The 14,282-nt window shown below is 68.6% G+C and carries 13 protein-coding genes; 10 read left to right on the forward strand and 3 right to left on the reverse strand.

Annotated features, from left to right (window positions below; genetic code table 11):
- Positions 1–3 precede the first annotated feature (3 nt).
- A complete protein-coding gene (locus LCN96_RS16670) occupies positions 4–1,170 on the reverse strand; it encodes an ROK family transcriptional regulator (RefSeq protein ID WP_225273545.1) in 1,167 nt (388 codons plus the stop codon).
- A 147-nt stretch (positions 1,171–1,317) separates the two neighbouring features.
- On the opposite strand from LCN96_RS16670, the gene LCN96_RS16675 reads away from it, so the two are divergent.
- Genes LCN96_RS16675 through LCN96_RS16695 form a run of 5 tightly spaced genes read left to right on the forward strand, consistent with a single transcriptional unit; the run spans position 1,318 to position 7,118 of the window.
- Positions 1,318–2,562, forward strand: a complete 1,245-nt coding sequence (locus tag LCN96_RS16675; RefSeq protein WP_225273546.1) for a Gfo/Idh/MocA family protein — start codon at positions 1,318–1,320, stop codon at positions 2,560–2,562.
- Positions 2,559–4,163 carry a beta-N-acetylhexosaminidase gene (locus LCN96_RS16680; RefSeq protein ID WP_225273547.1) on the forward strand — a complete coding sequence of 535 codons (1,605 nt, stop codon included), beginning with the start codon at positions 2,559–2,561 and terminating at the stop codon, positions 4,161–4,163. Before LCN96_RS16675 ends, LCN96_RS16680 begins: the two co-directional genes overlap by 4 nt.
- A gap of 20 nt (positions 4,164–4,183) precedes the next feature.
- On the forward strand, positions 4,184–5,428 hold the full coding sequence (locus LCN96_RS16685) for an ABC transporter substrate-binding protein (protein WP_225273548.1): 1,245 nt from the start codon (positions 4,184–4,186) through the stop codon (positions 5,426–5,428).
- Positions 5,429–5,431: 3 nt separating this feature from the next.
- The gene (locus LCN96_RS16690; RefSeq protein ID WP_225273549.1) at positions 5,432–6,310 is read left to right on the forward strand and encodes a carbohydrate ABC transporter permease; all 879 of its coding nucleotides are present in this window, start codon (positions 5,432–5,434) and stop codon (positions 6,308–6,310) included.
- Entirely contained in the window at positions 6,303–7,118 is an 816-nt protein-coding gene (locus LCN96_RS16695) for a carbohydrate ABC transporter permease (RefSeq protein ID WP_225273550.1), read from the forward strand. The genes LCN96_RS16690 and LCN96_RS16695 overlap by 8 nt, the downstream gene beginning before the upstream one ends.
- Positions 7,119–7,320: 202 nt before the next feature.
- Here the strand turns inward: LCN96_RS16695 and LCN96_RS16700 are convergent, their stop codons facing one another.
- Entirely contained in the window at positions 7,321–8,628 is a 1,308-nt protein-coding gene (locus LCN96_RS16700; RefSeq protein WP_225273551.1) for a tyrosine-type recombinase/integrase, read from the reverse strand.
- 529 nt (positions 8,629–9,157) lie between these two features.
- On the opposite strand from LCN96_RS16700, the gene LCN96_RS16705 reads away from it, so the two are divergent.
- The 5 genes from LCN96_RS16705 (at position 9,158) to LCN96_RS16725 (ending at position 12,785) form a co-directional block, all read left to right on the forward strand.
- On the forward strand, positions 9,158–10,234 hold the full coding sequence (locus tag LCN96_RS16705) for a hypothetical protein (protein ID WP_225273552.1): 1,077 nt from the start codon (positions 9,158–9,160) through the stop codon (positions 10,232–10,234).
- Positions 10,231–10,542 (forward strand): hypothetical protein, encoded by a 312-nt coding sequence (locus LCN96_RS16710; RefSeq protein ID WP_225273553.1) that lies wholly within the window; start codon positions 10,231–10,233, stop codon positions 10,540–10,542. The genes LCN96_RS16705 and LCN96_RS16710 overlap by 4 nt, the downstream gene beginning before the upstream one ends.
- A 411-nt stretch (positions 10,543–10,953) precedes the next feature.
- The gene (locus tag LCN96_RS16715) at positions 10,954–12,012 is read left to right on the forward strand and encodes a hypothetical protein (RefSeq protein ID WP_225273554.1); all 1,059 of its coding nucleotides are present in this window, start codon (positions 10,954–10,956) and stop codon (positions 12,010–12,012) included.
- Positions 12,013–12,035: 23 nt separating this feature from the next.
- A complete protein-coding gene (locus LCN96_RS16720) occupies positions 12,036–12,185 on the forward strand; it encodes a hypothetical protein (protein ID WP_185112792.1) in 150 nt (49 codons plus the stop codon).
- 33 nt (positions 12,186–12,218) lie between these two features.
- Complete coding sequence (locus LCN96_RS16725; protein WP_225273555.1) at positions 12,219–12,785, forward strand: hypothetical protein; 567 nt, start codon at positions 12,219–12,221, stop codon at positions 12,783–12,785.
- A 168-nt stretch (positions 12,786–12,953) separates the two neighbouring features.
- Here LCN96_RS16725 and LCN96_RS16730 read toward each other — a convergent pair whose 3' ends face one another.
- Positions 12,954–14,135: a pentapeptide repeat-containing protein gene (locus tag LCN96_RS16730; RefSeq protein ID WP_225273556.1), complete on the reverse strand. Its 1,182-nt coding sequence runs from the start codon at positions 14,133–14,135 to the stop codon at positions 12,954–12,956.
- Positions 14,136–14,282 lie beyond the last annotated feature (147 nt).

Below are 14,282 nucleotides of genomic sequence, written 5' to 3' on the forward strand. Positions count from 1 at the left end.
CGGTCAGGCGAGCCGCTGGGGCGCGGCCGGGCGCGAGATCGAGCCGTCGGGTGAGAAGAAGTGCTCGTCCACGTGGTCCAGGGCCAGGCAGGCGGCGCCGAGCGCGACGCATTCCTCGCCGAGCGTGGAGGGCCGGATGTCGGGGACGCGCAGGCAGTGAGGTTCGAGGGCGCGGCGCAGGGCGGGCAGCAGGACGTCGGCCGAGCGGGAGAAGCCGCCGCCGAGCACGACCAGCTCCGGGTCCAGCGTCAGGACCATGGCCGCGGTGCCGAGCGCGAGGTGGTGGGCGTAGGTGTCGACGGCCGCGAGGGCGCCGGGGTCACCGGCGCGGGCGGCCGTGAAGACGCGCCCGGCGGCGTCCTCGGGCGTGCTGCCCTCGGCGGCGGGCGCGTCCTCCAAGTGGGAGGCCATGGTGCGCCAGCCGGTCATCTCCATGAGCCCGACCTCGCCGGTGGCGCCGCTGAAGCCGTGGTGCAGGCGGCCGTTGAGGATGAGCGCGGCGCCGGGCCGCCGGCCGGCGTGCAGGTAGACCAGGTCGTGGACGCCCGCCGCGACGCCCAGCCGCTGCTCGGCGAGCGCGGCGAGCTTGCTGTCGTTCTCGACGGTGGTCGGGCAGGACAAGCGCTGCCCGAGGTGGCCGGCCAGGTCGACCCCCTCCCAGTCGGGCAGCGCCTTGACGCGGGTGACCATGCCTTCCCTGTTGACCACGCCGATGCTGCCGACGGCGACGCCCCACAGGTCGCAGTCGTCCAGGCCGGCGGCGACGAGCGCGGCGTCCACGGCCCGCCACATGGCTCGCAGCCGATCGCGCTGGGTGGTGTCCGCGTCCACGGCGACCCTGCCGCTGGACAGGGTCCGGCCGGCGAGGTCGGTGACGACGGCGAGGACCTTGTGGACCCCGATGTCGATGCCGAGCACGCGGCCGGCGTCGGCGCGGAAGCGGTACCGCTTGGCGGGGCGGCCCATGCCGCCGGAGGCGGGCTCGACCTCGGCGATCCAGCCGCGTTCGCGCAGGTCGGCGATGACGTCGATGACGGAGTTGCGCGACAGCCCGGTCAGCGTGGCCAGCTCGGTGAGGGTCAGCGGGCCCGGCGCCTCGCGCAGGGCCCGGATGCTGTTCAGCGAGTTGAGCTGACGCAGCCGCTGAAGGTCCCCACCGCTGACCTGCACGGGCTCTCCTCCTTTTTCGGCGGTGTCCGGATTATGTGAGCGGAGGATGATCCTCGCCACCAGGATCATCCGCCACGGAGGGGCTTGACTGCAAGACCGAAGTCGTGACTATCTATGGACTCCGCATTAATTCGGGGAGTCCGGTACATGAGCGTGACCTTAGCCATCGTCGGGGCAGGAGCCCGCGGCCAGATCTACGCCAGGGCGGCCGTCGCCGACGGCAGGGCCCGGATCGTCGCCGTGGCCGATCCCGACCCGGCCAGGCGGGACGCCCTGGCCGACGAGCACGGCCTGCCGGAGGAGGCCCGCTTCCCGGGCTGGGCCGAGCTGGCCGCCGCGCCGAAGCGGGCCGACGCCGTGGTCATCGCCACGCAGGACCGCCTGCACGCCGGGCCGGCCGTGGCCTTCGCCGAGCTGGGTTACGCCATTCTCCTGGAGAAGCCCATGGCGCCCACCGAGCGGGAGGCCCGCGGGATCGTCGAGGCCGTCGAGCGCACCGGCGTCGTCTTCGCCGTCTGCCACGTGCTGCGCTACACCGCCTACACCAGGGCTTTCAAGGAGCTCGTCGGCGGTGGCCGGCTGGGCACGGTCTCCAGCGTCCAGCACCTGGAGCCGGTCGGGTGGTGGCACATGGCCCACTCCTTCGTCCGGGGCTCCTGGCGCAGCGAGGCCGAGTCGGGGCCGATGCTGCTGACCAAGTCGTGCCACGACCTCGACTGGCTGCTGCACCTCGTCCAGGACGAGCCCGTCAGCGTGGCCTCCTTCGGCTCGCTGACCCACTTCCGGCAGGAGAACCGGCCGCAGGGCGCGGGCGGGCGCTGCGTCACCTGCGCCGTCGAGCCCGCCTGCCCCTACTCCGCCAAGCGGCTCTACCTCGGCTGCCTCGGCGACCCGGACCGGGAGTTCTGGCCACTGGGGCCCGTCACCTCCGACGCCACGCCGGCCGGCGTCACCCACGCCCTGGAGACCGGCCCGTACGGCCGCTGCGTCTACGACTGCGACAACGACGTGGTGGACCAGCAGGTCGTCATGCTGGAGTTCGCGCGCGGCGCCACCGTGTCGTTCACGATGACCGCCTTCACCCCGCTGGAACACCGCAGGACCAGGGTCTTCGGCACGCACGGCTACGCCGAGGGCGACGGCAGGACCATCAGGGTCGTCGACTTCACGACCGGCGCCGAGGAGATCGTCGACACCGGGACGACGGCGGGCGCCTCGCTGGCCGACGGCCACGGGGGCGGCGACCTGGGCCTCGTGGGGGCCTTCATCGACGCCGTGGAGGCCGGTGACCAGGCGCCGCTCGGGGCCGGCGCGGCCGACGCGCTCGCCGGGCACCTCGTCGTCTGGGCTGCCGAGCGGGCCCGCGAGCGCCGGACGGTGGAGGCCCTGTGACCACCATCCCGGCGCCCCGCCGCCTCGTCCCGGCGGACGGGCGCTTCGTCCTCACGGCCGCGACCCGGCTGACCGCCGAGCCGCGGCTGGACAGGGCCGCGGCCTGGCTGCGCGCGGTCCTCGGCCCGGCCACCGGCCTGCCGCTGCCCGAGGGCCCCGGCGGGATCGAGATCCGGCTCGGCGAAGGGCTCGGGCCGGAGGAGTACCGGCTCACGGTCACGGCCGCGTCGGTGCTGATCGAGGCCGCCGCCCCGGCCGGCGCGTTCTACGGGGCCCAGACGTTGCGCCAGCTCCTCGATCCGGCCGCGTTCCGCGCCGGCCGCACGGGGGAGCGGGCCTGGAGCGTCCCCGCCGTCAGGATCGCCGACGCGCCCCGGTACGCCTGGCGCGGCTGCCTCATCGACGTGGCCCGCCACTTCCTGACCAAGAACGACCTGCTGCGCTACGTGGACCTGCTCGCCGCGCACAAGCTGAACGTCCTGCACCTGCACCTGACCGACGACCAGGGCTGGCGGCTGCAGATCAGGAAGTACCCGAGGCTGACCGAGGTCGGTGCGTGGCGGCGCGAGTCGCCCCGGGGCCACGTCCGGCACGGCCTGTCCGACGGCCGCCCGCACGGCGGCTTCTACAGCCAGGACGACATCAGGGAGATCGTCTCCTACGCGGCGGACCGGTTCGTCACGGTCGTCCCGGAGATCGACCTGCCCGGCCACACCCAGGCCGCCATCGCCGCCTACCCGGAGCTGGGCAACCTCGGCACGCCGCTGGACGTACGGACGGAATGGGGAGTCGGCGAGAACGTGATCAACGTCTCCGACGAGACCATCGCCTTCTTCCTCAACGTCCTCGACGAGGTGCTGGAGCTCTTCCCCGGCGAGTACGTCTGCGTCGGCGGCGACGAGGTGCCCAAGACCCAGTGGAACGACAGCCTGCCCGCCAAGGAGCGCATGCGGGAGCTCGGCCTGCGCGACGCCGAGGAACTGCAGAGCTGGCTCATGCGCCACTTCACCGACTACCTGCTCGCCAGGGGCCGCAAGCCGCTCGGCTGGGACGAACTGCTGGAGGGCGGCCTGCCTCCGGGGGTCACCGTGGCGGCGTGGCGCGGCGACAGGTGCGCGACGCTGGCCGCGCGGGCCGGCCACGACGTGGTCGTCTCGCCGTTCGCCGAGACCTACCTGGACTTCCGGCAGGCCGGCGGCGAGCAGGAGCCCGTGCCGATCGGCAGCGTGACCTCGCTGCGCGCGGTGCACGCCTTCGACCCCGTCCCGGCCGGTCTCAGCCAGGAGGAGCGGACCAGGATCCTGGGCGCCCAGGCGGCACTGTGGACCGAGCACATCGACTCGCCCCGGCTCCTCGACTACATGGCCTTTCCCCGCCTGGCCGCCTTCGCCGAGGCGGTCTGGAGCGGCGGAGGCGACTTCGAGGACTTCCTCGCCCGGCTCGCCACCCACGAGAAGCGGCTCGACGCCCTCGGGGTGGAGTACCGCCCGGCCGGCGGCCCGCGCCCGTGGCAGCAACGCCCCGACGCCCCCGGCCATCCCGTCAGCAGAGCCGCGATCGACGACAAACTCGCCGCCTGGACCGCCAACCTGCGGCCCTGAGACACCCCCTGGAGGACCCCTTGCGTTTCCGCCTGCCCCTGGCCGGGCTGCTCGGCCTCACCGTGCTGGCCGCCGGCTGCGGCTCGTCCGGTGAGACCGCCGCCGATGGCAAGGTCACCATCAGCTACGCCATCTGGGACAAGAACGACCAGCCCAGCTCCGAGAAGATCATCGCCGCCTTCCAGCAGGCGAACCCGAACGTCACGGTGAAGCTGGAGGTCACCCCCTGGGAGCAGTACTGGACCAAGCTCCAGACCGCCGCCTCCGGCGGCGTCACGCCCGACGTCTTCTGGATGAACAGCCTCAACGTCCGCATGTACGCCAAGGGCGGCATCATCGCCCCCGTCGAGGAGCCCAAGGCCGCCGGGCTGCCGGGCGCGGTCGTCGACGGCTACCGCTACGACGGCAAGCTGTACGCCCTGCCGCACCACGTGAGCATCCCGGCCCTCTGGTACAACAAGCAGCTCTTCAAGGAGGCCGGCGTGGAGCCGCCGACCGCCGACTGGACCTGGGACGACGTCAAGGCCGCCGCCGAGAAGCTGACCGACCCGGGCAAGCAGCAGTTCGGCATCCTGGCGCCGATGCTCAACCAGGTCGGCTACTACAACACGATGCTCCAGGCCGGCGGCCAGGTGATCTCGCCCGACGGCAAGCGGAGCGGCTTCGGCGACCCCGCCTCCGTGCAGGGCCTGGAGTTCTGGACCGGCCTGATCGAGGAGAAGACCGCGCCCGCCGCGGAGGTGTACGGCGACACCGACCCCATCCAGCTCTTCCAGTCCGGCAAGTACGGCATGTTCTACGGCGGCATCTGGTTCGCCTCCACCTACTGGGCCGACCCCGCCTTCCGCGAGCGGATCGACGTCGCGCCGCTGCCCAAGGGGCCCGCGCGGGAGGCCGTCATCCTGCTCGGCCTGGCCAACGCCGTCTCGGCCAAGACCGAGCACCCGAAGGAGGCGGCGGCGTTCGCCGAGTTCATCGCGTCCGAGCAGGCCCAGAAGATCATCAGCGACAGCGCCGGCGGCGCCCTCTCGCTGCGCCCCGGCACCCAGGACGGCTGGTTCAAGGCGTTTCCCTCCTTCCACCTGAAGGAGACCTACGACGCCTCCATGCCGCACGGCGTGCCGTACCCGGTGTCGCTGAACACCGCGCAGTGGCAGGAGGCGGAGACCCGGCTGCTCGCCGACGCCTGGGCGGGCAAGCGGCCGGTGGCCGACGCCGCCAAGGAGATCGCCGTGCAGATGAACGAGATCCTCGCCAAGGAGTAACGGATGCTCTCCAAGCGCGAGTGGGCGTGGGGCTACCTCCTCATCGCCCCGATGGCGCTGGGCCTGGCCGTCTTCTACCTGTGGCCCATTCTCCAGACCCTGTACCTCAGCTTCACCGAGTCGGGCGTCTTCGGCGGGTACACCTGGGTGGGGACGGCCAACTACGCCGGCCTGCTCGGCGACGAGGACATGGCGGGCGCACTCGGCAACACCCTGCTCTACGCCGTGCTCGTGCTGGCGGGCGTGCCGCTGTCCATCGTCGTGGCGGCCCTGCTCAACGTGCCGGGGCTGCGCGGGCTGAGCGTCTACCGGACGCTGTACTTCCTGCCGGTCGTCACCATGCCCGCCGCCGTGGGCCTGACGTGGAGATACCTGTTCAACGGGGACTTCGGGGCGATCAACCACCTGCTGGGACTGGTGGGGATCGACGGGCCGTACTGGATGGGCGACCCGGACGTGGCCATCTACGCGATCGCGATCGTCGGCGTCTGGAGCTCGATCGGCTACAACGCCGTGCTGTTCCTGGCGGGGCTGCAGGGCATCCCGCGGCACTACTACGAGGCGGCCTCGATCGACGGCGCCGGACGGCTGCGGCAGTTCTTCCGCATCACGCTCCCGCTGCTCACGCCGACGACGTTCTTCGTCGTCGTGATCACGATGATCAACGCGTTGCAGGTCTTCGACCTGGTCTACCTCATGATCGATACGACGAGCCCCGCGCTGAGGGGCAGCCGCACGATCGTCTACCTCTTCTTCGAGAAGGCGTTCGTGCACAACCAGCGAGGGCTGGCCGCGGCGATCGCCGTGCTGCTGCTGGGGCTGATCCTCGTGCTGACCGCGATCCAGTTCAGGCTGCAGAAGAAGTGGGTGCACTATGAGTAGGCCCAGGACGTGGCCCGCCCACGTGGTGCTGGCCGGCGGCGCGCTGGTGATGATCGCGCCCTTCGCCTGGCAGGTCGTGGTGTCGTTGCAGACCCTGCCCGAGTCGCTGAGCGTGCCGCCGAAGTTCACGCCCTCCTGGCAGTGGTCGAACTTCCCCGAGATCTTCCGTACGGTTCCGCTGGGCAGGCAGTTCCTCAACACGGTCGTGGTCACCGCGGCCGTCACCGCCGGGCAGCTCCTGCTGTGCTCGCTGGCCGCCTTCGCCTTCGCCCGGCTGCGCTTCCCCGGCAGGGGCGCCGTCTTCATGCTCTTCCTGGCCGTGCTCATGGTGCCCGGCGAGCTCTTCCTGATCCCGCGCTACGAGATCATGGTGGGTCTCGGCTGGCTCAACACGCTGCAGGCGCTCATCGCGCCGGGCGTCTTCGGGGCGTTCGGCACGTTCCTGCTCCGGCAGTTCTTCCTGACCCTGCCCAGGGAGCTGGACGAGGCCGCGCAGCTCGAAGGGGCCAACCCGCTGCAGATCTACTGGCACATCATGCTGCCGCTGGTCCGGCCCGGGTTGCTCGCCCTGGGGATGCTGACCGTGATGTGGTCGTGGAGCAGTCTGCTGTGGCCGCTGGTCGTCAACACCGACCCCGAGATGATGACCCTCTCGGCGGGGCTGGCCTCGCTGCGCGGGCAGTTCCAGACCAACTTCCCGATGTTGTTCGCCGGCTCGGTCGTGGCCACGCTGCCGGTGATCGTACTTTTCGTGATCATGCAGAAGCAGCTCATCGCCGGCATCGCGTTCACCGGCTCCAAGGGCTGAACATGGGACGGCCCGGCATCGCGGTGTCGGATGCCGGGCCGTCCCGGAAGGCGTGAGAGACCTACACGTCGTAGAACTGACATATGAACGTAGTTGACCAGGTAATCCCTTGATCATCCAGCGCCCTGTTCGGTCACTGTTCGGTCACCCGTCTACCGTGCCACGACGAGGCCCCTCCCGCCCCGCCGACGACGCGGTGAGCCTACAGCGCCGCCCGCCCCACCGCCTTCTGACGCCCGGACCAGGTGAAAAGTACACGCCTGAAGCCCTTGCCGTGCGACTGATCGACCCCGCCGAACGCCGTGTCGATGGCTCTCCGCGTCCTGTCCTCGCTGCCCGCCATCAAATGCGTGTACGTGCGCAACGTGTAGCCCGGGTCCTGATGCCCGAGGTACTCGGCCAGCGCCTTGATGGACTCGCCCGCGTGGAGCAACACGCTCGCGTAGTGGTGCCGGAGCGCGTGCATGCCGTGCTTGCGATACTCCTGGTTGCGCCGGCCCGGGATCGGGGCGGGCCGATCCTTGGGAATCACGCCAACCCGGACAAGGGCAGGCTTCCAGACGTACTCGTTGATGTAGTTGCGGTTCAGCGCCTTGGACTCCCTGCTGGTGACGATCAGCCGCAGAGTCCTCGGCCGCCCGTCCAGCTCCTCCCACGGCAGAGTGACCTCCCGCGCCGGAAACTTGGCCAGGTACTCCTCCAAGGCGCGAGCCACTGACTGGGGGAGTGGGATCGTCCGCTCGCGGTCGTGCTTGGGCAGGCCGAACAGCAGCTTGGCGCTGAGCATCTTGACCTGCTGCCGCACGTGAATGACCCTCGCCTCGAAATCCACGTCATCCACGGCGATACCGAAGATCTCGCCCTGCCGAAGCCCGCACCCAGCGCCCAGAAGCGCCATGATGGCGTACCGCTCGGGCAACGCCTCGATCACTGCAAGGACGCGGTCCGTAGACCACGGCTCGATCTTCCGTTTCGGCAGCTTGGGCTTCTGCACGGTCTTCGCCGCGCATGGGTTCTTGGCGATCAGCTCATCGTCCACCGCACTTTCAAAGAGCTGGTCGAGGAAGGCGAGTACCCGTCCGGCCGTACTTGGCGCCAGCTTCTTCTCAAGCTGATTGACCCAGGTGCGGATCTCGCTCGGCCGGATTGCGCCGATCTCTCGGTTGCCGAACTTCGGCTTGATGTGCTTGTCCCAGTAGATGCGCCGAATCTGGCGTGTGGACGGGTCGGCCGACTGCGAGTTCAGCCAGTTCTCGGCGAAGACGACCAGACGGGTCTTGGCTCCATTCGGGTCGAGGTAGCGCCCTCGCGCCTTGTCGGCCTCCATGAGTGAGCCGTGGCGCTCGGCCTCGACCTTCTTGGCGAACGCCTTGGTCTGCTCTCGACCTTCGGGGTTGGTCCAAGCAGCTAACCAGCGCTTTCCCTTGCCGTGGCGCTTGGTCGGTTCTCGGTGGATGCTGCCGTCCGGCAGCGTGGTGGTCTTGAACCACAGGTCCCTGACGTGAGCCATCGTGCTTCTCCTAAGGGGTTGAGGCCGGCGCGCGGCGGGCCGCTCCGGGCTGGCGATATCGCCTGGTCGCGAGCCTCTAAGCCCACGCGAACCGCCGTCTGCGGGGTCGTCCGATCGCGCTTGGTGATCTTCGCTCGCACGTCTCGTTTAGACGCATGCAGCGCGCTATGGTGTGTCTGACACGTCAGACGCGTCGAGTTGTATTGTTTGTATCACACGAGACCACCGGAACACGGCGAGAGCCCCCGGGACCGCCACCCCCTCAGGAGCCGCCCCAGACCAGACCACGAAAAAGGCGCCCCCCGCCTAAGCGGAGAGCGCCTCACATCACCAACGACACCGCACCCCTGACCGGCTCCAAGGTTGGTCGCCCAGGCGAGCCGATCGGGTTGGTGCCCCTAGATGCTTGGAGCAGAAGATATCACCTCGCCAAGCGTTCCCCTCGGCGCGCCCGCATCACCGGCGCCCGCCACGGCCGAACGCCTCACAACCCTCGCTCATCCCATCCCGCGCGGCGGTCCTGTCGGCCGTGCCCGAGGGCATGCGCCGCGCCTCCTCCCAGCAGGCGTTCATCCGCGCCGTCAAGCAACACCCTGACGCGCTCGCGCTGAAGTGCCACGCCTACCGCAACCTCACGGAGGTTGTGGCGAAGCTCGCCGACTGGGCGGACTGGACCACCCTGACCACCCGTCCCACCGAGCAGCGCATCGCTGATGACCTCGACCTGGCGCTGTCCACCGTGAAGCGCTGGATCCGGTGGCTGCGTGAGCGCGGCTTCCTCGGCGTCGTCGAGAAGGGCACGACGAACCGCTACCGCAGGGGCAACCAGTGCGGGCTCACTGATGACGGCTTGGGAAACCGGGCGGCTGTCTGGGTGCTCTGCACGCCCGCCCCTGAGCTGGACGAGGGCGACATGTGCACCGACAAAACGACAACTGAACCCCCTTCCTTGACTCTCCCTAAGAGAGTCAAGGAAGGTCCTACGCACGCGCGCGAGGAAAGATCAACTCCGCGCCGCCGAAACCGAATCTCGACGACGACCGAGGCCACCGCCACGCCGGGGACTCGCAAGCACGCGCTCCAGACCGCCCAGAAGATCCACGACGAGAGCACCACGATGCGGCGGCTGTCGCCGTGGTACATCCGGCACCTGACCAGGGTCTTCGTCGCTGCTGGGTGGACCGCTGGCGACGTGCTGCACGCCCTCGACCACCAGCCGGACGGCGCGGCCTGGACCTACACCTGGACCAGTCGCGACCAGATCCGCAACGTCCCCGGCTGGGTGCGGTTCCGGCTGTCGGCGTGGCTGGACGAGCACGGCCGGCCCCTGCCCGGCAAGTCGCAGCGGCTCGCGGCCGCTGCCGCCCAGCTCCGCGCCGAGCAGGCGGTCATGCGGGAGCGGCTGCAGGCGATGCACGCTGGTCGCGTCGGCGGGCCGGTCGAGCAGCCGACGAGGTTGAGCAGGGCGGAAGCTCTCGCGCGCCCGCCCGTGGCCGGGCCGGGTGGCTCGACAAGTCCGGGGGAGACCTACCGGGCGGCGCGGGCCGCCTTGGACGCGAAGCGGCTGCAGCGCGAGACCGAGCGTCTTCGGTGGCTGGCGTCATGAGTGACGAGTACGCCAAGCGGGCGCAGCAGGCGCGGGAGTTGCTGGCGTGGTCGTCGCCGGCTGCTGCTCGGGCGATGCGTGCCCGGGAGCGGGAGGCGGCGCGGCCACGTCGGACGGTGGAAGAGGGGCGGTGGGCCTGGATCGACTGGCGGGTGCGGCAGTCGATCGAGGAGCAGCCCCGGCTCGTCGAGACCTCGCCATCGGCGCCTGAGGTTGAAGTCGAGGATGAGCAGGCGGAGCGGCGCCGGGTGTCGCTGGCGCGGGCGCGGATGCGAGCCCGAGCGTACCGACAAAACGACAAATCCTGATCTACGCAGTAAAGCCGGACGCTCAGGGCAGCGACTGGTCAGAATCAGCGCTGTACGCGTGTCAGATCAACGCAGACGCGCGCATAGAGCGTGTCTGGTACATCTGACGCGTTATGCGCGTGCAACCTCTTAGAACGCGTCTGACGCGTTAACCAAATCGTTACATCGAGAGGAGTCGTTGGACCCCCACATGTATAGGTATCCCCCCTGCATGTGTTAACGTCGAAGACGTAACACCACGAAACACCGCACCTGACCAGCCGAAACGCCGAAGAGGGCGCCGCACTTCGGCCCCGCCCGGCTGGACAGATCCGACACCATGTGCTGATAGCGGCACCGCAATCAACGAACAGGCTCCGGCCCCGCAACCGCCACGGTCGCGGGGCCGCGGCATGTCACAAGGGAAACGACATGACCACGATGATCACCCGAACGCACGCCGAACTGCTCATCACAGTCAAGGCAATCCGCTACGCGGGCGGAACCACCAGCCAGATGCTCGCGACCATCGCCCGGATGCTGACCAACCCGGCCGCCCCCGAGCAGTACGAGGACAACCTGCACACCGTCACCGCGACGGCTGCCCACCACTTCGCCTACGAAAAGGACACCGGCCCCACGTCGTACCCGGAGGACGCCACGTACGACGACCTCACCCCCGAAGGACAGATGGTCGTCATCCGGCACGTCATCTTCGACCTCGGCGAGCGCGACCAGCCGGCCGAGACGGCTGCCACCACGGCCCAGACGATCGCCGCGACCACTCGCTACCTGGCCATCGCGATCGACGAGTCCGACACCTTCGCGCTCGGCCTCGACGGCGCTCCCCTCCCCGCGCACCACATGGTGGCCATCGCCGAAGCCGAGGAGGACACCGAAGACGGCGAGACGACGCTGTTCCCCCTGCCGAAGATCGTCGCGATCCTCGACTCCGGCGTCCCCCTCGACAACGACGCCCCCGCGCTGGACGGCCTGCTCGACCGTCACGGCTGGAAGCTGATCGGCGAGAGCGACGGTTACCCCGACAACGACGAGCACGAGGTCACCCCGACCAACCCGACGACGACGCCACCCGCCATCGAGTACCACGACGGCCGCCCGATGCCGTACTACGTCGCCGGCCGGAAGAAGCTCGACGAGCGCGGCTCGCTGGTGGACGCGCTCCTCGTGACCACGTTCACCGCCGCCCAGGCCACCGACCCCGGCAAGTGGGGCCTCGACCACACCGGCGTCGAGCTGCTGCTGACCGGCGCTGTCCGCGCCGCCGTGGACGACCGGCTCGACTTCGAGCAGGTCGTCCGGAGCAACGCCGGGCTCGACTGCAAGCGACGCCTGCTCATGGCCGCGTGCGCGGCGATCGACACCGCGCTCGACGTGATCGGGGAGCGCGCCACCTGCCGCACCTGCGACGGCCCCGCCGTCTCCCGCGCCACGGACGGCGAGCCCGTCTGCGCCAACACCGGCCACTGAGCCAGGACGAAAGGACCAGGAACATGCTGCGTGACCTGATCGACCTGCCCGAGGGCTGGGAGTGGAGCATCTACGGCGACACCCCGGTCTGTCCGGACGGCTACGAGATCGAGGTGGACGGCACCTGCCCAGACGGGCACGTCTCGCCCCTCCTCGACATGGGCCTCATCTGACCTTCGCTCCCGCCACCCCGAATGGAGCCCACCATGGACACCACAACCCGCGGCATCGCCGAAGACCTGCTGCTCCTCATGCGCCGCCTCAACCAGGCCGATGACCAGAAGCTCGCCCGCGACCCCGGACCGTACGGGCACGCCCAACGCGCGCTCATCGCGATCCTGGAGACCGCCGACTGGGGGCCCACCCACGCCAGCGAGGCCATCCAGCACGCCATGCAGGAAGGCTGCACGCTGTTCGATGCGATGATGGCCACCCGCGCAGGTGATTGCGGTGCCGCAATCAACAGCGCGAGCACGGTAAACGCGTCTATCGCCGAGATCAATGACGAGCTGGCGCAGCAGATCGCCGACGCGATCGGGGAGCACTTCCACGGCGACCGCAACTACTGGCCGCAGGTCATGGACGCTGACTGGGACGACGGCGACGGCCGCGTCATCGTCTGGGAGCACGGCGTGGATGAGTGGACGTTCCTGGTCTCCCACGGCGGCCGGCCGGACTATTCGCCGATCGAGTACGAGCCGGTCCCGCTGCCCGCGGGTGTGTGGGTCGAGGCGGTCAACCACTGCGCCCTGCGTGTCATGCCCTGTGAGTAGGCCCGCGAATGCCGATGGCCGGGCCCGCCACAGGCCCGGCCATCCCAACACCACAAAAGCCCCGGACCCTCGTTGCCACACGAAGACCCAGTACGTTACAGCGTAACGCACTGGGTCTGTCCTTACTGGGCTCAGGCCGCCAGCCATCGCTTGACTCCTGGGATCGTTCTACGTGTTGCCATAGCCGTCGTATATCCCTAGCACCATATGAGTCAATCTGATAGTTTCCAGCGCTTCTTGACGCATATCTGGTTCATCGAACTGGGCGCCTTGCAAGTTGGCTCCATTGAGATTCACGTGATGCAGGTCTACTGCAACAAGTATTGCGCCACGCAGGTCAGTGTTGCCGAACAAGGCTCCGCGAAGATCGGCCCCGACAATGCTGTAACCCCATCGCCGCCCCCAGATCAACCTAGTGGAGAGTCGCTTAGGGTCCGCGTGCACGAACGAATGAATAAATCTGGGAAGTATGCTTCCCAGCCGTGCTTGGCGCAAATCGGCCGAGCCGAGCCGGGTGTCACGCAGATCGGCCCCAACCAGAGAGGCGTTGCGCAAATTTATTCCGGTAAGGTCTGCGCGACGCAAATTCGCGCCGAAGAGGCGAGCATTGCGAAGGTCTGCCCAACTAATATCAGAGTCTCGCAGGTCGGCACCCTCTAAAGCTGCACCGCGAAGGTCTGCACCCTCAAGTTTGAATCGACGCATGTCCATCCCACTAAGCTGTGCGCCACGCAGATGCAGATCGCTCAGATCTACATGTCTGCGAAGCGCGTGCCCATTTGCAGGACGCGTTCCCTGACGGGGGCGACGTCCCAGAGCGGTCAATGCAGCCTGGACATCCTCCGAGGGGTGGAGAGGAAGATGGTTTCCATTCGACTGAGACTGCCACGGCCATCGGAACCGCCTGCGCTGCGATGGTATCGACACATCGCTTTGCGCCGGGGGAGTGCGCGCACGGATAAACGCGGCTAGCACCTGAGTGACATCGTCACGATGGCTGGGGGAGTCGCGTATGACCCGCTCAAGCGCGTAGATACCACCAATTCGTTCATATAACTCCGCAGAGCCAAGCCGCTCTAAGGCTTTACTGAAGCGGTCAGTGATTTGGCCGCGCCGGGACAAAAGATAGTTCACCCCGGTGAAGATGAGGCCGCCGAAGACGACGAGCGCACCAGCGATAGAAGTAACAAGGAGTCGGGCGCCTTGCTCGGCATTGAGGCGATCGCTGAGTGTGGCTTGTGGATTGTGAAAGATTTCCTCGTTTATCAGATGGCGTGGAGCCCACGCGATTGCCATCAGGTAAATGCCCAAGACCGTTGCCAATAGCGCCGTGAAGGCAGTCCATGACACCCATCTACTCCGCAAACGGCCACGCGTCATCCGCCCGCCTCCTTGATAAGCCTCGGCTGAGCCGCCGACAGGCAATCAGGATGACTGCAGCAGAAAGCGAAGTGCAAGAGCTAGCACTCCTGAACCGGGCTGGAACAACTGAAAGGA

Origin of the sequence: Nonomuraea gerenzanensis, from assembly GCF_020215645.1 — a bacterium.
Lineage (GTDB): Bacteria > Actinomycetota > Actinomycetes > Streptosporangiales > Streptosporangiaceae > Nonomuraea > Nonomuraea gerenzanensis.